The sequence below is a fragment of the Mycobacterium gordonae genome, assembly GCF_017086405.1.
GTDB classification, from domain to species: domain Bacteria; phylum Actinomycetota; class Actinomycetes; order Mycobacteriales; family Mycobacteriaceae; genus Mycobacterium; species Mycobacterium gordonae_D.
Genome location: NZ_CP070973.1, coordinates 3649918 through 3669362, shown reverse-complemented (window position 1 = coordinate 3669362; position 19445 = coordinate 3649918). Strand labels below are relative to the sequence as shown.

The following is a 19445-nucleotide window of genomic DNA, read 5'->3' as shown; positions in this document are numbered from 1 at the left end:
AGAATCGGGTTAACACGAGGTGGCCGCCGGGCAACCGCATTCCGCCAGAAGCTCCGGCTAGAAGTAGCCGCCCTCCGGTTGGCCCAGATGCTCGGGGCAATACGTGTTCGACGCGATGGCCGTGAACATGGCCGCGCCGTCGAGGGTCAGTCCGGGATTTTGGTTTCGCACGTCGGTCAGCACCTGCAGCCCGGTTTCACCGTTGCGCATCAACCCGCACACGGCTTGGGCGGATACGACTGCCTGAGCCGGGTCGGGCACCGTGATGCCCGCATCGGCCAGAGCGGAGAGAAACGTCGCGTCATCGCCATCGGGGTCCGCATGCGCCGGGGCGGCGAAAGCGATCGTGGCGACGACTGCGGCCGCTGCGATCGCCGGCCTCATGTGCCACCCAATTGCGCATCCGGCAGTGTCACCTTGGGCTTGTCCTTATTCGAGACGTGTACCGCGTGGATTCCCGGCTCTTTCGACAGCTTGTCGAGCAGCGCGTCAAGGCCGGCCTTGTCGACATTCCAGTGTTTCACCGAGTCCGGCTCCTTTTGCAATTTTGCGATGACGCTGTCCAGCTTGACCGGTTCGACATGGCCTTTTCCACCGTTGGCGCGGGCACGGGCACCACTGCCGCTGAGGACTTCAGCGCCGGCGGCGCCGAGTGCGCCACCAGTCATACTCCCCAGAGCCATCTGGTTGACCAGGTTTGCCGGCATACCCGCCATGGGCGCCGCCGCCAGGCTGGTGGCAGGTAGCGCCGTCGAGGCCATCCTGATCGCCGGAGTCGCTGAAGCCCAACTCGGCGGCACCGACAACTTGCCCACCACGTTGGCCGCACCCACGTTCGCCGATGTCGCGCTGGTCAGGCCCGCCGACGGTGCCATCCCGAGCCCGGCTCCCAGCGCGGATTTCGGGATGTCTTCCAGAGGAGGCTTCCAGAAGAGCTTGAACTCGGTCATGCCGAGGTTGGGCACGCTCATGCTGTCGTTGGCAACCACACTGAAGCGCCCGATGTCTGCCAGAATTCCGAAGGTGTTTTCCCAGGTTGAGGCCGCTAACGGCGTACCAGTCAGGGCGTTGAGAAGCTGACCCATAGCTTGGATGTACGCGGTGCCCCCGCTGCCCAGTGCCTGAAAGACCTGCAGGACGATGTCGAACGGAAACACCGGCGCCGCGGTGGGTGCGGCCGCGGCGGCAGTCGCCGCCGCGGTACCCGCCGCCAACCCGCTGGATTGTCCGACCGCAGCTTGTTGGGCGGCCAGGCCTGATTCGTTGGTGATCTGCGGTGGTTCGGTGTAGGGCGTCAGCCGCACGGCCGCCGCCGACGACGTGGTGTAACCCAGCATTGCGGCGGTGTCCTGGGCCCACATCTCCCCGTACTGCGCCTCTAGCGCCGCGATGGCGGCCGTGTTCTGCCCAAAGAGGTTGGTTGCCACCAGCAGAGCCAACTGGCTGCGGTTGATCGCAATCTCCGTCGGCGGTACCACGGCCGCGAACGCGGTCTCGTACGCGGTCACGGCCGCGTTCGCCTGGTCGGCGGCCGCCTTGGCCTGCGCCGCGGTCGCTGACATCCACGCCACATAGGGTGCGGCAGCCGCTGCCATGGCGGCCGCCGACGTACCGGTCCACGATTCGTTGGCCAACCCGTCGACGATCAAGCCGTACGAGGATGCCGTGGACTGTAATTCAGCCGCCAAGCTGTCCCATGCAACAGCGGCCGCAATCATCGGCGCCGCGCCTGGCCCGGCGTACATGAGGGCGGAAGTGATCTCCGGTGGTCGCACCGCAAAGCTCATAAGCCCGGCCTTTCTGCTGCGGATGTCATGAGTCAGTCCGCCGGTATCACGATGATGGTCGCCGTGGTGGCGACGTCGTCGGCCGCTGCGACGCCACCGCTGCTGCCCGCACCACCGTTACCCACGGTGCGGATGCTGGCGCCGGCGAGCGCGCGTCCGGCCAGACTCGCCATGGCCATCTCGCCGAACAGGCCGCCCTCGGCAGCCGCCGGGGCTGCGGCCAGAGCGGCGGGGCTGGCGGCGGGCAGTACGGACGCCATCGTTCTCATGACCGGAGCTGCGGTCACCCAGCCTTGTGGCACCGACAGGGATCCAACCAGGGTGGACTGACCCATCGACCCGGCGACTCCGGGAGTGACTGCGGCCACGTAGCCCCCGCGTAGCGGCGACAGGCCGGCAATCGGCTTGCCTCCGGTATTCAGTAGCGCGGCAACCCCCGGCGCATTTTGCGACAAGCCGAGGATCTGCAACGCGAAGAGCCACCAGCCGCCGGCGAGAACGAATCCGATGATCGGACTGTAGGCACCGGTGATAGCAGCGAACAAGGGTCGGATCGCCACCACATACGGATTTATCGCGTCGATGACCGAGCCGATGGGCGTCGAAGCCGCCGGTGCGGCCGCTGCCGGACCTACCGCCTGCAGCGCGTTAGGCACTGCGGTCATCAGTTGCGACAGCCCCGATTGCGCCTCGGCGGCGCCGACTGCCTCGCTGACCGCCGCGGCCTGTCGTCCCGCAGCCGAGGGGTCGGTGGTCTCCGGGGGCTCGGTGAAGGGCGTCAACTGTGTCGCGGCCGCCGAGGATGCCGCATACCCGTACATAGCCGCGGCATCCTGGGCCCACATCTCCACGTACTGCGCTTCGGTGGCAGCGATCGCCGCCGTGTTCTGGCCCAGCAGGTTGGTGGCGACCAACGCCATCAGCAGGTTGCGGTTGGCCTCGATGATGGGCGGGGGCACGGTGGCCCCGAATGCGGCTTCGTAGGCGCCCACCGCGAGCTTGGCCTGCGCCGCCGTCTGCTCCGCCTGGGTGCCCGTCGCGGTAAGCCATGCCACGAACGGCGCGGCTGCAGACAGCATCGAGGCCGCCGCCGGACCCTGCCATGACCCGACCGTCAACCCCTGGATCGTCGAACGGTAGGACGCCGCCGTGGAGTGCATCTCGGCGGCCAGGGCATCCCATGCCGCTGCGGCAGCCAGCATCGACCCAGGTCCTGCCCCCATGTACATGCGTCCCGAGTTGATTTCCGGCGGCAACGCCCCGAAGTCCATCTATTTCCTCCGGTCCCCATTGTGGCCGCCATGGTAATCGCCGCTGTCACGTTATGCGGGCAGGTCCGGCGGATCTCATATGAAGTCCACCAGATGTCCCAATGACACTCCGCGCAATTCCACGTATTTGCGCATCGTGGTAGCGGCGTGGGAACCGAAATTCAGTTAGGCGGAAGAAGTTTCGTCAGCTCTTCGAGAGGTGTTGCGGGCAGTAGAACTGAGACGAGAGCACGGCGAATTCGGCAGCGGCGTCGAGATTGAAGGCCGGGTTGTGGACCTGCACGTCGTGAACGAGCTCCAGACCCGACTCGCCGTTGTTCAGGCAGGTGCACACCGCCCGAGCGGACCGAACCGCTTGAGCCGGTGAGTTGTAGCCGATATCGGCCGTGTGGAGAGCGGCGAGAAACGCGGCATCGTCCCCGCCATTGGTGTCTGACGGGTCGGCGTGCGCCGGGGCGCCGAAGCCGATGGTGGCGCCCAGCCCGATCGTCGCGAGAAGCATCCTCATGTCGATACCTTTCGTGGTTTCCGGCGTCCGCAGGCGCCCGTCAGCCCAATTGCGCATCCGGCGGTACGACTGATGACTTGCCGCGCTTCGACAGGTGCACCGCGTGGATACCGGGCTTCTTGGCCAATTGTTCGAGCAGGCTGTCCAGACCGTCCTGATCGACCGTGTGGTGCTGGACGCTGTCCGGCCTTTCCGATATCTGAGCCACCATGCGTCTAAGCATTTCCGGCGACTTGAGGTCTTTGAGGTCCTTGACGGGTGTGACGTGGCTGCGCGTTCCGGCTCGTCCGGACGGGCCGGGCGCTGCGGCGCCTAGGGCCGCTCCGGTCATACCCGCCAGCGACATCGAACTGAGCAGCCCGCCCTGGCCGAGCTCGGCGGCGGGGACGGCTTCCGGGCCGGCCGCCGACAGCGCGGCAGCGATGGTCCGGATGGCCGGGGTGTTGGCGGCCCAGCTCGGCGGAACCGTGAGGGCTCCGACCGAGGTTCCGTGTCCGAAGTTGGCGGAAGGCGCCGACTCGGCGCCGGTCAGCCAGCCCCGCCCCCAATGCGGGGCCGCCAGCCCGCCGCCGAGCGCGTCTTTCGGTAGCTCGGCGAGCCCCGCTGCCGAGTGCGGGCCGAACTTGAGGAACTGCGATGCCGGGAAGTTGATCAGCAGGCCGATGTCGTTGAACTGGGTGGTGAAGCCCAGTGGCACCTTGAGCGCCGAGTACAGGGTCGTGTACGTCGACGCCCCGGCAGGCCCGAACATGCCGTTCAGGAGAGCGTTGATGGTGGCCGTGTAATCGGTGCTCAGGTTCGCCGAAACCTGCAGCAAGCCCGAAAACGGGGTCCCCGGTGGCCAGCACGGATTGCACGAGGGTGCCGCTCGATGTGGCGGCGGATTGCGCGGCCGCCGCGGCCTGTTTGGCCAGCCCGCCCGCGTTGACGATCTGGGGAGGCTCGGTGAAGAGCGTCACCTTGCTCGCGGCGGCCGACGCACCGGCATACGTGTCCATAGCGAGCGCGTCCTGCGCCCAGAACGCGCCATACTGGGCCTCGGTGGCGGCAATAGCCGCGGTGTTCTGCCCGAACAGGTTGCTGGCCATCAGCGATGCCAATTGCGCCCGGTTGGCCGCGATCTCCTCTGGCGGCACATGTGCGGCGAACGCGGTCTCGTACGCGGAGGCCGCCGCCGCGGCCTGGCCGGCCGTCTGCGTGGCTTGTGCGGCGGTGGCGCTCACCCAGGTCACGTAGGGTGTTGCCGCCCCGGCCGTGGCCGCCGACGACGGACCGACCCAGGGTCCGCTGATCAGGCCGGAGATTACCCCCGTCAAGGCCGCGGCGGTTGACTGCAGCTCAGCGGCGAGCCCGTTCCACGCACTCCGCGGCCGCCAACATGGGTCCCGCGCCCGGACCGCTGTACATCCGGCCCGAATTGATCTCCGGCGCAAACGCTGCAAAGAACATCCCGGTCTACCCCCTGCTCCGATGACACGTCTGAATTAGTTGTGCCGGAACATCATTCGTGGTCACCACGGTGACGGGCTCATTCCTCCATTGCCGGGAGGACGAAGATCATGGCCGCGGCGTGATCGACTTCGGCCACGAGGCCGCCCAGTGACGCGGCGGCCGCGCCGTCGCTCCCCGACGTTGCCGTGCTGGCGGCCAGCGCGCGTTCCGCCAGGCTGGACGCGGCCAGCTGTCCGAAGACTCCCGATTCCCCCGTCAGGGTGGCCGCGGGAGCCGCCGCCAAAGTTGTGGAGAGCGTCGCCGCGACCGTCCTGATGGCCGGAGCGGCGGTGGTCCACCCCTGCGGCACCGACAAGCTGCCCACCAGGGCCGCCCGTCCCATGGCGCCGGAGGCTGCACCATCGACGCTGGTCAGGTGCGGCGGAATCGACTGAGCGATAGGTGCGAGCGCACCGGTGATCGGCTGTGGCGGCGCGAAGAAAGACGCCAGACTCTGGCCGTTCTGACCGTAGGCGTAAACCTGACCGAACGACACGAACGGGCCGCCGGAGCGTTCCTGTGACGGTGTTCCAGTTCGAGAGTTTCGTCGACAGCCACGGCGGCAGCGAGGCGGTGGCCAACTGAGGCACGGCGAGGCATTGCACGAGTGACGTGGACCCCGTCGTCGGCGCCGCGCCGAGGGTTGTCGCGAGGTTCTGTAGTGCGGTGGGCACCGAAGTGACCAGGTGGGACAGCTGCGAAGCCACGTCTGATCCGGTGTCCTGGGCGACCGTGGCACCCTGCAGGCTGGATCCTGCGGCGCCGGTGGTTTGCGGTGGCTCGATGAATGGTGTCAATTGTGTTGCGGCCGAGGAGGACCCGGCGTAGCCGTACATGGCGGCGGCGTCCTGGGCCCACATCTCCTGATACTGGGCCTCCGTGGCGGCGATCGCCGGCGTGTTCTGGCCGAGGATATTGGTGGCGGTCAACGACAACAACAGTGCGCGGTTTGCCGCGATCACCGGCGGGGGAACCGTTGCCGCAAAAGCGGTTTCATAAGCACCCACGGCGATCTTGGCCTGCGCCGCCGCCTGGTCGGCGCGGGCGGCAGTGGCGGACATCCAGGACACGTACGGACCGACCGCGGCCGCCATCGCGGTCGCCGACGGGCCCAACCAGGTTCCAGCGGTGAGATTCTCAACTGCCGACGCGTAAGATGCTGCACTGAAATGTAATTCGACTCCAAGCTGATGCCAGGCGGCAGCGGCGGCCAGCATCGGGCCCGGACCGGGTCCGATATACATGCGGCCGGAATTGATTTCGGGTGGCAGTGCCCCGTAATCCATGGGTGTTCCCCCTTGTACCCCTCGATGGTCGCCCGGTTTCCCCACATCGGGCGATCATTTGCATCCTGACGAAAAGGCTCGACCGGTGTCGAATTCTTCGCTCTCACCGACCCCGTGTCCCATTGCAATGCCATGTTTGACCGCGTTTATTTTCGCCGCATTCCCGCTACGTGATCGTAAGGTAAACAAGAAATCTCGCCGGACGCAGCGTGACGTGATATTGCGCTACAGCTATATCTGAAAACTTTTCGAGCCATGTTCATGACCGTGTTAAGGGCTGGGTGGCAAACGTTGACATACGACAAATAGCGCTATCGCCAATCGCGGCAACGAAAGCGCGATCCCGCGCCGATTTCCACCAAATCGGTTGCTAAAAATGGTGGCCGTAGCTGTAAGCCCAACGTGCATAGGACGTGATCAAGCCGAGATTGTCATCCCGAACCATTTTCGTCTGCGACGAGTATGGTGGGCCGGGTGCGTGGTGATCTATGGGCCGGGTCCACCTCGTCGCCACCTCCCCAGCCGCCGGAGACGACGTCGCCTGGTGCGCGACCGACCGGCATGGCCTGTTCTCCCTGACCTTCAGGAATAACCACGTCAGGCGTGGGAGCGGTAGGGCATAACACCTGTAACGTGACTGCACCTTTCCTTGTGGTGTCCGAAAAGGGCATCGTGCGCACCTCTATTGGAGCGCCGTCAGCCGGCGGCGGGTGATCGCGCGATCACCGTGGAGCGAAAACCGTACTGTGGCACAGCCCGGCCGTAGTGCTGCCCGTTGGTGTTACCCATTGGGAGGCCGGGCATTCCGGGTGACCCTGACGGCGGTGGGGCCACCATGGGAGTGCCACCCAACGCGGAGTGCAGCGGACTGGTCAACGGAGTGGCCGCTGTCCAGGCCGGTGGCACCGACAGTTTGCCAACAGCGCCCGAATTTCCGGCGCCTGCCGAAACGATGCCGCCCGGAACCCTTGTCGATCCCATCGAGCCGGCAACCGCGTTACCCACCGCTGCTGCGGCGCCGTCCGCCGCATCGGCCGCGGCAGCGCCGTTGAGCATGCCCAGGAATGACCCGAAGGTGCTGCCGGGCACCATCAGTCCGCTTGAAGCAAGCGTGTTCCATACATTGGCGTTGGGTCCCCAGTCAGCCCAAAAACCCTGTCCTGCTAGCCCATTGGTTCCGGCGAGTCCCTTCAGTGCGGCCGGTACCGCCGAAATCAGTTGGGAGAGCGTGCTTTGCTCTCCCGAGGCGCCGGCTGCCTGGGTGACCGCGACCGCCTGTGCGGCCAACCCGCCGGGATCCGTGGCTTCCTGCGGCGCCGCGAACGGGTGCAGTTCTGTGGCGGTCGCCGATGATCCGGCGTAACCGTACATGGCCGCCGCATCCTGCGCCCACATCTGGAAGTACTGCGCCTCGGTCGCTGCGATTGCGGGGGTGTTCTGGCCCAGGAGGTTGGTGGCGACCAGCATCGCCAGCTGAACCCGGTTGGCCGCGATCAGCGGCGGCGGCACCGTGGCCGCGAAAGCTGCTTCGAAGGCGACCGCGGCGGCCTCGGCTTGCGCGGCGGTCTGCTCGGCCTGCGCCGCGGTCGCACTCATCCAGCCCAGCTGCGGCACAGCGGCCGCGGCCATGGCCGCCGATGCGGGGCCGAGCCACTCCTGGCCGGTCAACGTTGCGAGTACGGCATCGAAAGACAACGCGGTGGCGCGCAGCTCGGCGGCCAGACCTTTCCAGGCCGAGGCCGCGGCCAGCATCGGACCAGAGCCCGGGCCGGTGTACATACGGGCGGAGTTGATCTCGGGCGGCAACGCTGCAAAGTCCAGGGCGGCAGTCATCGCTCGCCTCCTTTACTGACTGAGTTTTCCGGCAGCACGAGTCCGAATTCGGGCAGCTTTCATCGCAATTGACGTGCGGCTATTTCGCACGCATGAATTACGCAGGGCGGCGAACTCGGCGCACCCGTGTGATTGTCAGAATTTCCGACTCAATTTGTGGACATGGTGCCCGGGCCGGATCGAAGCGAAATGGTCGTCGATCTCGGATAGGGACTGTCGTCGGGACTCACTCCGCTCTCACCTCCTTCGGGCCGGGGCACACGGGGGTGCCGGGCGCATGCCATGGAGATGAGACCAGCGGGAAAACCGCTGGGCCAGCACCCCTCTCGACAGAGCTTCGGCACCACACGGCGTATCCGGCCAGCGCCGGAAGCCACTTGGGCTCAACCCTTAAGCCGGGAAGAGCTGTCCTGACCCTGGGCGTCTTTCGACGTTCGAGGTCAGTGGCCTGTGTCCGTGCAGACGCCTCACCTAGCGAGGTGCATGCAAAGTCATCGTGGCACTCGCCGCGAAAAGAGTCAACTCACCGGCCCGCTTTTGGTCGGATTTCGTAAAAATCAGGGAGGGCGAAATTTGTTGTTCGCCACGATGACAATTGCTGCGTTTGCCGATTCGTCGCTATCCCGCGGCCACCGGACGCGGCATGACGGTCAGCTTGAACCCGTACCGGGGGCCGTTCCCCCAGTTGCGGGAGTAAGCGTTGACAGCGGGCATGCCGGGCATTCCCGGGGTTCCGCTTGCGGCGGGGACCGCTGCGGTAATGGTCGGACCGGTGCCGGGGAGTGTAACCGCACCGTCGCCGGCGACCTCCGCGGCCGCGGTCCAACTCGGCGGCACCGACAGCCGCCCGACGAAGGACGCTTGACTGGTGGTGGCGCTCACGCCAACGCCTGATTGAGCCGCGGTGAGACCGGCCTCGGCAGACGCGGCATCGGCGGCGGCGGGCGCGGCATCGGCCGCGCCGTCGGCCACCGCCTCGAGGTTGGCCATCGCGTCCGTCGAGGCCGGGACGATCAACGCGGGCGACACGTACTGGGCCGACACCAACGCGTTCACGATGTTGGAATTCAAAAAGATTCCGTAGGGGTTGCCGTCGTTGCCGTCGAGGAAATTCAGCAGGTCGGCGAGCAGCCCGGTCTGCGGGATGTTGTCGAAGGGCGAAGCCGCGGCCGGGGATGCCAGTTGCTGCAGACTGGCCGGCACGGCGGACATCAATTGGGGCAGTTCGGACTGCGACGCGCTGCCCGTCGCGGAACCGGTCGCTTGGGCGACCGTCGCGGCCTGGTCCGCAGCACCGGACGGATTCGTGGTCTGGTCCGGTTCGCTGAACGGCGTCAACGTCGCGGCTTCCGCGGCACTGGCGGCGTAGACGTACATCGCCGTCGCGTCCTGAGCCCACATCTCGGCGTATTCGGCCTCGGTGGCAGCGATGGCGGGTGTATTGACGCCCAGGAAGTTGGTGGCCACCAGCACCAGCAATCGTGCCCGGTTGGCGGCGACGACGGCCGGAGGCACCGTCATCGCGAACGCCACGTCGAATGCCGCGGCTGCGGCTGCGGCCTGACCGGCAGTCTGCTCGGCCTGCAGACCCGTCGCGCTCAGCCACGTCACATACGGAACGACGGCAGCGGTCATGGCCGCCGACGCCGGCCCGAGCCAGCCGTCGCTGATTAACGTCGAGATCACCGAGTCGTATGCCGTTGCGGTCAAACGCAATTCGGAAGCGACTCCGTCCCAGGCCGCCATGGCGGCAAGCAGCGGAGCCGAGCCGGGCCCGGAATACATGCGCAGCGAATTGATCTCAGGTGGGAGTACTCCAAAATCCAATATCGGCACCTCCTTTCACCAACCGTGGTCGCGTTGTCGGCGGCGGCAGCCGCATGCAAGCGGAACCGATCACCCGCGGTGGTCTCCCTCCTGTCATCCAGCGGCTGGCGGGCGCCCCATGATCGTCGGCCGGAATCCGTAACGTGGTGGATTGCCGAAGTTGTTGCCCCCGTACATAGCCGGCATACCCGGGACGCCGGGCATACCCGCGGCGGCAGCCTGCGGAGCAACGGCGGTACTGGTCCACCCGCCGCCCGGGTCAGCCGTCCCGGCGTGGTTCACCACCGACGTCGCCGCTATCCAGCTCTGCGGAACCGACATCCGTCCCACCAGTGCCGCTTGATTCGTTCCAGCCGTAACCCCGCCGCGGGTAGCGAACGAGGCCTCGGCGACATCCATCAACGGGGGGAGGTTGGTGGGATTGGCCGGAGAATTCGCCGGTATCCAGGAAGCGTTCCCCTCGCCGGAACCCATCGGCGGTATCGCCTGCTGCTGCGCCCCGAGGGCCACCGCGTTGATATCCGCCAAACCTGCGAACGCCGCGGGGGCCACGATGGCGGGGCTGGTGTATCCGGCCGACACGAATCCGTTCACCAACGATGAATTCAGGAAGATCCCGTAAGGGTTTCCGTCGTTGCCGTCCAAGAAATTCAGCAGGTCAGCGAGCAGTCCGGCGCCCGGGATGTCCTCGATCCCGGCCGCCGGCGCCGAAAGGCCTTGCAGGGTCGACGGAACCGAGGACATCAGCTGCGGGAGCTGCGATTGAGCGGTGCCCGCCGCGGCACCGGCCGCCTGCGTCACCGCGGTCGCCTGTCCGGCCTGCCCAGCCGGATCGGTGACCTGTGGTGGGGCGCTGAAGGGCGTCAGCGTCGAGGCGGCCGCCGAATTGGTGGCATAGCCGTACATCGCCGCCGCGTCCTGGGCCCACATCTCGCCGTAGGCGGCCTCATTCGCCGCGATGGCTGCCGTGTTCTGCCCGATCAGATTAGTGGCCACCAGAGTTTGCAACTCGGCCCGGTTGGCGGCGACGACCGGTGGCGGCACCGTCATGGCGTATGCCGATTCGAATGCTCCGGCCGCGGCTGCCGCCTGCGTAGCGGCCTCTTCAGCCTTCACCCCGGTCAGGGTCATCCACGTCAGGTAGGGCGTGATGGCCGTCAACATAGCCTCCGACGCCGGTCCGCGCCAACCTTCGTCAGTCAGTATCGCGACCACGGTGTCGTAGGCGGCGGCCGTCGACTGCAGTTCTGTGGCCAACCGCTCCCATGCCGAAACCGCGGCCAGCATCGGTGCCGACCCGGGACCGGAGTACATGCGCAGCGAGTTGACTTCCGGAGGTAATGCGCCAAAATCCATCGCCACCATCTCCTCAACCGATCACGATGATCAGATGAATAGCGGAATGCATTGCAGCACAGGCTGGTTGAGATAAAGACATCGGACTTCTCCTAGTGAGACAGTCCGACCCAGCTACGGGGCTTGGCCGCTGCGGTGGTGTCGGGGTGCTGCCGTCAACACGGGTGCCGTGGCACCGCGCGTCCGGATCGTTGCGCCAGCCGATTTCGACGACGGGAAAGCGCCGTGACCGGATCGGGAAGAATGGTCATCGAATTCGTACAGACGTTGCCAATTGAATAAGTGCGGCCCCACCTCCCGTCACCGTCGGGCACACGGGAGCGCGACCGTGCCAGGTGCGCCTGCCCTCTCGCCTAGCTCAAGTTGCACACAGCGTATCGGGCCGAAGCCGCGGTGGCAGGGCAATGGACACAACCCATTCGGCGTGCCGCGCCGGGTCGCGCCGGCCGGCCGGTGGGATGCGGTCCGACCGAGGCGTTACTTGTTCTTGCGCTCCTCCGCTACCGCGGCGCTGAGTCCTTCGGCAAGGTCCTCGCGGGTGAGCTCACGGAAGCGGCGCAGCTGGGTCTCGCTGAATTCGGTGAAGTCGCTGTTGAGCACCGCGTCCAGGTCCTCGTCGTCGAGGCGGAAGCTACGGTGGTCGCGGGCCTTCTCCACGACATTGCGGACGAAGCCGGCGTTGCCGAGCATGTCGATGCCGCGGATCAGGTCGCCGTCCTCGGAGTAGGTCTCGTCGTTGTAGAACTTGGTGTAGGAGGGCAATAGCACCGTGGCCTCATTCTCGGTGATGACGTCCTCGTTCTCCCTGCCCATCAGCACGGTCAACGCGACCAGTTCCTCGGGCGTATAGCTGAAGAACTCGATCACGGTCGAAAAGCGCCGTCGCAGACCCTGATTCACTTCGAGCATCTTTTCCATCGCCTTGGCGTATCCGGCGCCGAACACCACCAACTCGTCGCGATGGTTCTCCATGTAGAGCAGCAGGGTATTGATGATCGCGTTGCCGTACGGGTCGCCCTGCTGGTAGCCCTTTTCATGCAGGGTGTGCATCTCATCGAAGAACACCGCGCCACCGAGTGCGCCTTCGAGCATCTCCTCGGCGTTCTTCTCGGCATCGGCCATGTAGCGGCCGAGTAGCTTGGTGCGGCTGGTTTCCACCACCAGGGGCTTGCGCAGCACGGTCAGGCCGCACAACTGCTTAGCGAACGCCCGCGCGACAGAGGTCTTGCCGGTCCCGGGCGGCCCCAGCAACAAGGTGTGACGGGATGTCAACGGCACGGGAAGACCCATTTTGGCGCGCGCCAGGTTCACCTTGGTCGTCGACTTGATCAGCTTGATTTCGCGCTTGGCCTGCTCCATGCCGAGCATCGCATTGAGCTCGGCGTCGCCTTCGGCCAGATATTTCGCGGCTTCCACGGCATGGCGGGCAGCCTCGGTCTGCGCCCGCGATGGCGCGCTGTCCGGATCCCAAGGGTCCGTGCGCGCCTCGATCGTCTCCGGGTCGGTCAGCACAAGCCGGAAGTTAGGGTTGTCCAGAGCCTCGCGGGCCGGGGTGAACTTGGCGTCGCGTGAGTACACGCGGCGCAATAGTTCGACGGCTTCCTCCTCACGCCCGACATGCCGCAGGCACATGCCCTGGGTGTACAAGGCGATGTTGGCCGCACCCGGCACCCGGTCGCCCTCGATGGCGTCCTGGCCACGTCGGAAGGCCTCCTCGAACACTCCCAGCGACGCCAGCGCGGTGGTGGCCATCGCGGCCCCCGCCGCCTTGAGCTCGGGATGCCGCCACGGGGTCGCCTCGGGGAACTGCGCGAGCACGTCCGGCCAGCGCTTGGTGCGGAAGTAGAGCACTCCGCGCACATAGGTCACCAGTTCGGCGTCAAACGGGTGTCTGGGTTCGGCCGAGTCCAGCAGCTCGGCGGCCTCCCGGTAGCGCTTGTTCTCGGCGAGCACCGCGGCGTACGCGCAGGCCAGCGAATCGACGCTGGTGACGGCCAGACGCAGGAACAGGCCGTCGGACACCTCGGGCCGGAACTGCAGGTCGGTGACGCCGAGCCGGCGGGTCTCCCACCCGAACGTCCTTACCGCCGCCCAGGCGCCGGCAAGGACCTCGATGCTCTGGTCACCGGCCAGGATTCGCGCCAGCCAGGCGTCGCACATGCCGGGGTCGAGCTTGGTGGCAGTGGTGAACATCTGCGCCGCGACCTGCGGGTTATGGCTCGGCTGCAGTCCATTGACCGAGATGCCCGAGGCCAGGAGTCCGGCGACCATGGCGTTTCTGGCATCTTCCGCGGCTGACTGCCCGCGGGTCATTGTGCTGCTGAGCTGGTTGCCCGCTCCGGCTCGTGCGTCACCGGCAACTCCAGCTCGTCGTGATCACGCAGGTCGCGGCTCGGTACGACCAGCGGTGGACGCGACGAGGGCGCAGGCAGGCTGGCCCGCACTGCCGCCAGCTGGCGTCCGGTGAGGCGATTGAGCCCTGACGTCAGATCCTTGGGCAGCCGAGACTCACTGTGGTAGCGCACGAAGGCCGACAATTGCGGCCGGCCGGCCCGCGTCTTCAATCGCATGGTGAGAACAGTAGCGCCCACCTCTGGGGCGTCCGACAGCCACAGGCTTTCCAGGGATTCTGTGTCGATGTCGGTGGGCGTCACCCAGAAACTGGTGACGAATCCATTGAAGTGCTTCAGGTGGCGCCACCCGGGCCGGCTCCAAGTCGGTTCCAGATCGGCCAGCACGGCGGAATCCACCTCCGCCAGCTCGTCGGCCGTCAACGGACGGGCCGCGCACGTCTGCCCGTCCAAGTCTTGGACCAGCCGCTCGGTGGCGGCGACCAGCGTCGCCGCCAACGAATCACGACACACCACGGCGGCCACGTTTCGTTGCGGGTTCATCCGCAGCACCAGCCAGGTGCGGCGCCGGTTGCCGGCGGGACGATCGCCGGCGCCCTCGTTCGCCTCCCAGCCCTCCGGCTGCCACTCTTCCAGCGACGCGGAGGCGCGGGCGGCTGCGGCGCCACCACGCACCTGCACCGACACGATGTCAATGCAGTCCAGGTGAATATCGAACTGGCGCAACCCGTCAGCCACAGCCGCCACCGGCAGATACGGCGCCGATGCGCCGCCAACGGTGCGGTGACGATGACGGCCCGACGGGTCGCTGTCGCCCCCGTCCACCTCCACCACGGCGACCAGTTGACCGCGGTACTCGCGTACCCCCACCGTGTCACGGCCGAACCGACGCTTGAAGTCGATGGCCGGGGTGCAGCCGGCTCCCAGGGCGGTACCGGGGTCGGCGGACCAATCCCACAGCCAGGCCGCCACTCCCGAGGCCACTGTGATGCCGTGGTAACTGACGATCGACAACAGTGTCACCAGCACCGCGATGCCGACGCCGATCCACCACGCCACTCTGCCCTCGCCCTGCCAGGAATCGGGTGCGTGGCTGGCCAATATCAGGATGAGCACGTCCACCAGGAACACCGCAGTCAGCCGCGGCCAGGACAACGCCAACCCGAACTTGCGCTGGGCCTTCATCGTTGTTTCCGCGATCGTCGCATCAATGACGCTGTACCGAACACTGCTCCGCCTATCAGTAATGCCGCAGCCAGGCCCCCGGTGGCCACCCACACCGGCGCCATGTTGCGCGGGGCGGGCGGCTTCGGCAGCGACAGCGGCGCCGAAAGTTGTTTAGGTGCCTGGGCGGGCCCTTGCGGGACATCCCATGTCAATGCCGCCACCGGGTCGACCACACCGTAACCGACCTGGTTGTCGACGCCACGTGCGGGCGGCCTGGCCGTGTGAATCAACCGGTGCATGACCTGGTATGCAGACAGTTCCGGGAACTTGGCACGCACGAGTGCGGCCACCCCGAGACGATCGCGGTCGCGAAACTGGTGCCCGCGGGAACCAGCAGCGTGTTGTCCGGACCGTCGATCGCGTTGACCAAGCCGTCGTCGCGGGGCGAGAGCCCCATGACGTCGGTACCAGGTGCGGAGATCGACACCCACGGCCCGGCGATGCTCATCTGTGACAACGGCTGGCCGCTGGTGTCGACGGCCCCGACCGTGAGCACGTAGTCACTGAACCACGACGGTGTCACCACAGTGCTGACGGCGTTCCAGGCGCGTGGGTCGTTGGGCGACAACGGGTCGAAGATGGTGTTCTGCTTGCAGTCCTTCTTGCTGCTGTCCCCAGCCGCGGCCACGATCAGCGCGTTCTTGTCGACCGCGGCATAGTGCACCGCGGCGCCCAGGGTCCGTTGGTCGACTACGTTGCGCGCGCTCATGCAGGTCACGTCGGAGATGTTGATTACCGAGGCTCCCATGTTGGCCGCATGCACGATCGCGCGCGCCATCGTCTCGACGCTGTCGATCTTGGCCACCGTCTGGGGGTCCTCGTCGCCGGTATAGGCGTCTTTGAGACCGAACGCCTGGCTGGACTGCCGGATCGAGATCACCTCGACGTCGGGCGCGATCCCGCTGAACGCGTCCGGCGGTGCCGCATTGGGACTCGGCGGCGGAGGCGGTGGCGGGGTCGACGACGAAGACGTGGCCGACGTTGAGGAAGTCGGGCTGGGTGACGTCGAGGTGGTCGACGGAGCAAGCGGGTACGGGACGCGCGGGTGGTCGACCGGATGCACCTTGCCGCCCCCCGCGTAGCCGGGGATCGTCACGGTTCCGCCGCCGCGGTTGGCCGACGGGGCCTGACCGGGGCCGGGCGCCGGGCCGGGCCCAGCCCCTTCCGACTGCGAGGGCGGCGCCGGAATCACTGTGATGGTCGGGCCGGGTACCGGCGAGAGGGTGACCGTCTGTGGTGGTGGCGGCTTCTCGGTGGTCGGAATGGTGACCGGCCGGCGCGGTGACGCTGGCGGAGGCGACGCACCGTTGGCGGGCGCTCCGGCGATCATCGAGGCCACCAAGGTGCCATGGGCGTCACAGTCAGACAGGCCGTCGCCCCCGGCCATCACATAGTCGCCACCCGGAATCAGGCGCGGCAACCTCGGGTGCGGGGTCACGCCCGTGTCGATGACGGCGACCTTGACGCCTTCGCCGCGGCCGAACTGCCATGCCTCGTTGAGGTTCAGCATCTCCATGTATTTCGGTGGCACCTTGAAGTCGGTGCCGGGCAGCACCCCGACCTCCGTGCAGTAGGAGTTCTGCTTCATGGGCGCGATCGGCCCGGGCGGGCTGTCAGGAGGAAGCGCCCCCGGATCAATCTGCGGAGGCGCAATCGCATATGCAGGTGGCATTCCGGCGAGCGCGCCGGAGGTCAGCAGCATCGCGGCAACGGTCGTGCTTATCGCACGACCGCGCCGCGAGCGGCTGCTACCGGTATCGGATCGCTGCATAGACATTCATCAACCACAATGCCAGCGGGAAGATCGGCATGAGGCATAGGTACTCGAGCCATTCCACGAACTTGCGGAACAGCGGGCTGTACACGGTGTTGGGCACGACGGCCGCAGCGGTCAGACCCGCGGCCGGCAGCGCCACCAGGATGGCTGCGGCGATCGACACCGACAGCGGTGAGGACAGCACCAGCGCGTAACGCACCAGCACCGCCGCGACGATCAGCACCGCGGTGGCGGCCAGGGTGATCGACTGCCAGCGGTCCACGTACGACCGGCCGCGCAGCAGCAGGAACCCGGCGGTGAAGCCCACCAGGAGCAGTGGCAACCACCGCTCGTGGGTGTGCGGGTTGGACAGCGCGGTCAGGCAGATGACCATCAACACGCCGAGCCCCACCAGCAGACCACTCAGGAACGAACGTGCCCGTTCGGCCTGCAGCAGCACGTCGCGCACTGACGCCGGGCCCTCGAGGGTCGGCGGGCCGCCCTCGGAGCGCACCACGGTGGTCGGCAGGTCCGGCCGGGCCTCGAACACCCAACGGCTGGTCGCGGACGGGAAGACCGGCAGCCGGATGCCGGCGAGCCGCCGGGACAGCGCCGGGGCGGCGTGGTAGAGGATCACGCTGGCCAGCACCAGGCAGGAAAGCAAGGTCACGGCACTGGTGGCGGCCACCATCCTGGCCAGGCTGGCGATGGTCGCGAGTCCGGCAATGGTCACGATCGCGGTGTACACCGCGAGCCGGCGACCGGTGAAGCGCAGCGCCAACGCCGCCGCCACGGCCAGTACGCCGAAGCCCAACACGGCTTGTGGCGACCCGACCGGGCCGGGCGGCGCCGAGGCGGCCGCCACCGTGACCGGAACCAGTCCGCTCATCAGCATGATGTCGGCGACCCGGCGGTCCGCGTCGGTCTTGGCGCGCATCAGCAGCATCACCGACACGGTCAACACGAGGGCACCGACGATCGCGGTGAAGATCGTGGTCAGCCAGGTGTTGTGGTGCCAACGCCACCAGCCGAGCACACCGGAGGCCAGCACCACGCCCGACGCCACCATCGTCGCGCCGACCTGCAGGGCGACGATCGGGTCGATCGAGGCGAACCTCTTGCTGAGGTTGGCCGAAACCGCGGTCGAGATGTGCTCGATGACCTGCGATCGGTGCTCGGTGTCGGCGATGAACCGGATCCACAGCCGGTCGCCGTCGTAGACGTCCTGTTCGGTCAGCGACTGGGTGGCACGCAGCGGCGTGCCGTCGACCAGGCACAGCGCCCACCGCCCACGCCCGCTGGACTCCAGAGGGGTCTCCCCCAGTTCCCGGAGCCGCCCGTTGATCACCTTCAGAAGTGGGTCGGTCATCACCGAGACGGGGGCGTTGGCGTCCAGCAGAACGCCGATCTGGACACCCTCGCCGGCCATGATCCCGACGACCACAGCCCGGGGCGAGGAAACGCCCTCAATGTCAGTCTGTGGCGCATCAGCTACTGCGGTCATCGTCCTGCACCCCCTGCCCTAACGAATGAATAGGTTGTCGATCGCGTGGGCGGCTTTGCCGGTGCGCTGACCGGGGCGGCTGCGACTTTGCAGCCCGGATAGCGCTGCGGCTGGACTGACTCCGATTTCATTTGCCTCGCCTCGCGGTTATTGGTTGTGGTTGACGTAGTGCGATTTAGTTTGCAGCCCGTTCCAGAGCAGTATGCCGTGTTGACATCTTGCTCGCATTTTATGTTCAAAAATGTTGTTACACTGCGCGTTTGGTAACGGCGCTGTTAAACCCTGCTGTGTGATTTCCACTCGCCGTAGGGCAAAGTGTCCAAAACCGTCTTGACCCCGACCTGCACCAGCTGTGGGGTGGCTGGGCAGATAGCCAGCCACGCTTCGCCGGAACCGGCCGTCCTGGCCTGTTGGTAGAGCGCGATGCGACCGCCGGACCCGTCCTTGAGAGACAGGACGGAGGCGCTGGGGCCTTTGGCGTCGTCTCGGTACTGGCGCGCGTACACCGCAACCTCGGCCGCGGGGTCGGACAATGCCTGACCCAGCGCGGCGACCGTGGAGGCGCTGATGCCCATGCGTCGCAGGTCTCCACCGGAAAAGACGTTGAAGCCCGACTCCTGCCACGACTTGGTGGCCTCGAGCATCTCTTCCAGGGGCACGTTGACGGCGTTGATGGCCGCCGGATCCGCGTGATGAATCGACTCGAGGCCGTCGATCACCAGTGCGGCGATCGAGGCGCTGTCCGAGACGACGACGTCGTCGACGGTGATGTCGTTGCCGACCCGCACGGCCGAGACCCAGTGGTTGGCGCGGCGGGCCAATACCACGCGGAACTCGTTGTCGGGGATGTCGCGTGAACCGGGAGGCTGGTTCTCGTCGTCGACCACGCCGTAGAGCAGCTTGCCGCGGGACAACAGCGCAACGACCTCGATGTCCGGCGCGGCGAGCACCTTCATCCGGGCGGCTACCTGCTCGTTGACCTCGTCGCCGACGACAATGCCCTGTTCGCGCATCACCGCCATGCCCGGATGCTCGTTGAGCCAGTCATTGTTGTCGGTGGATACGTACGGCCGGCACCTCAACTCCGGCGCGACGTGCCGGATATCCAGCAACGCCTGAAGCATCCAAAAGCCGTCAACGTTGACGGTGATGTCGGTGCGGGTGCTCTGTTGATCCATCCCTACCTCAACGGTCGTTATTCCATTCGAACTTCCAGTTAACTGCAGGACACGGCAGCACACCAGTAAT

Annotated in this window: 11 protein-coding genes, 3 pseudogenes and 1 riboswitch; all 14 genes and pseudogenes read right to left on the bottom strand. The window is 66.6% G+C overall.

The features are described from left to right. Positions 1–57: 57 nt before the first annotated feature. On the bottom strand, positions 58–384 hold the full coding sequence (locus tag JX552_RS15500) for a DUF732 domain-containing protein (RefSeq protein ID WP_205872961.1): 327 nt from the start codon (positions 382–384) through the stop codon (positions 58–60). Continuing rightward, a complete protein-coding gene (locus JX552_RS15495) occupies positions 381–1787 on the bottom strand; it encodes a PPE family protein (RefSeq protein ID WP_205872960.1) in 1407 nt (468 codons plus the stop codon). Before JX552_RS15495 ends, JX552_RS15500 begins: the two co-directional genes overlap by 4 nt. Before the next feature lie 32 nt (positions 1788–1819). Then, positions 1820–3058 (bottom strand): PPE family protein, encoded by a 1239-nt coding sequence (locus JX552_RS15490; RefSeq protein WP_205872959.1) that lies wholly within the window; start codon positions 3056–3058, stop codon positions 1820–1822. 184 nt (positions 3059–3242) lie between these two features. Then, complete coding sequence (locus JX552_RS15485; protein WP_205872958.1) at positions 3243–3566, bottom strand: DUF732 domain-containing protein; 324 nt, start codon at positions 3564–3566, stop codon at positions 3243–3245. Between the two features lie 40 nt (positions 3567–3606). Beyond that, positions 3607–5015, bottom strand: a pseudogene (locus JX552_RS15475) (PPE family protein). Between the two features lie 79 nt (positions 5016–5094). Beyond that, a pseudogene (locus tag JX552_RS33360) lies at positions 5095–6343 on the bottom strand (PPE family protein). 696 nt (positions 6344–7039) lie between these two features. Beyond that, positions 7040–8176 (bottom strand): PPE family protein, encoded by a 1137-nt coding sequence (locus JX552_RS15465; RefSeq protein WP_205872955.1) that lies wholly within the window; start codon positions 8174–8176, stop codon positions 7040–7042. Between the two features lie 314 nt (positions 8177–8490). Continuing rightward, positions 8491–8662, bottom strand: a riboswitch (M-box (ykoK) riboswitch). Positions 8663–8794: 132 nt separating this feature from the next. Further along, on the bottom strand, positions 8795–10003 hold the full coding sequence (locus JX552_RS15460) for a PPE family protein (protein WP_205872954.1): 1209 nt from the start codon (positions 10001–10003) through the stop codon (positions 8795–8797). Between the two features lie 93 nt (positions 10004–10096). Beyond that, positions 10097–11359, bottom strand: a complete 1263-nt coding sequence (locus JX552_RS15455) for a PPE family protein (protein ID WP_205872953.1) — start codon at positions 11357–11359, stop codon at positions 10097–10099. A 477-nt stretch (positions 11360–11836) separates the two neighbouring features. Next, on the bottom strand, positions 11837–13672 hold the full coding sequence (gene eccA, locus JX552_RS15450; protein ID WP_205872952.1) for a type VII secretion AAA-ATPase EccA: 1836 nt from the start codon (positions 13670–13672) through the stop codon (positions 11837–11839). Then, positions 13669–14895, bottom strand: coding sequence for a type VII secretion protein EccE (eccE, locus tag JX552_RS15445; RefSeq protein WP_205872951.1), 1227 nt, complete (start codon positions 14893–14895; stop codon positions 13669–13671). Before eccE ends, eccA begins: the two co-directional genes overlap by 4 nt. Further along, positions 14892–16708, bottom strand: a pseudogene (locus JX552_RS15440) (type VII secretion-associated serine protease mycosin). Before JX552_RS15440 ends, eccE begins: the two are co-directional and overlap by 4 nt. Then, positions 16686–18197 carry a type VII secretion integral membrane protein EccD gene (gene eccD, locus JX552_RS15435; RefSeq protein WP_205872950.1) on the bottom strand — a complete coding sequence of 504 codons (1512 nt, stop codon included), beginning with the start codon at positions 18195–18197 and terminating at the stop codon, positions 16686–16688. The pseudogene JX552_RS15440 and the gene eccD overlap by 23 nt, the downstream one beginning before the upstream one ends. 275 nt (positions 18198–18472) lie before the next feature. Continuing rightward, a complete protein-coding gene (locus JX552_RS15430; RefSeq protein WP_205872949.1) occupies positions 18473–19375 on the bottom strand; it encodes an ESX secretion-associated protein EspG in 903 nt (300 codons plus the stop codon). Positions 19376–19445: the final 70 nt, after the last annotated feature.

Excerpts from the sequence above, each read along its gene's own strand:
- JX552_RS15500 (WP_205872961.1), bottom strand. The coding sequence starts at position 384 with ATGAGGCCGGCGATCGCAGCGGCCGCAGTCGTCGCCACGATCGCTTTC.
- JX552_RS15495 (WP_205872960.1), bottom strand. The coding sequence starts at position 1,787 with ATGAGCTTTGCGGTGCGACCACCGGAGATCACTTCCGCCCTCATGTAC.
- JX552_RS15490 (WP_205872959.1), bottom strand. The coding sequence starts at position 3,058 with ATGGACTTCGGGGCGTTGCCGCCGGAAATCAACTCGGGACGCATGTAC.
- JX552_RS15485 (WP_205872958.1), bottom strand. The coding sequence starts at position 3,566 with ATGAGGATGCTTCTCGCGACGATCGGGCTGGGCGCCACCATCGGCTTC.
- JX552_RS15465 (WP_205872955.1), bottom strand. The coding sequence starts at position 8,176 with ATGACTGCCGCCCTGGACTTTGCAGCGTTGCCGCCCGAGATCAACTCC.
- JX552_RS15455 (WP_205872953.1), bottom strand. The coding sequence starts at position 11,359 with ATGGATTTTGGCGCATTACCTCCGGAAGTCAACTCGCTGCGCATGTAC.
- eccA (WP_205872952.1), bottom strand. The coding sequence starts at position 13,672 with ATGACCCGCGGGCAGTCAGCCGCGGAAGATGCCAGAAACGCCATGGTC.
- eccE (WP_205872951.1), bottom strand. The coding sequence starts at position 14,895 with ATGAAGGCCCAGCGCAAGTTCGGGTTGGCGTTGTCCTGGCCGCGGCTG.
- eccD (WP_205872950.1), bottom strand. The coding sequence starts at position 18,197 with ATGACCGCAGTAGCTGATGCGCCACAGACTGACATTGAGGGCGTTTCC.
- JX552_RS15430 (WP_205872949.1), bottom strand. The coding sequence starts at position 19,375 with ATGGATCAACAGAGCACCCGCACCGACATCACCGTCAACGTTGACGGC.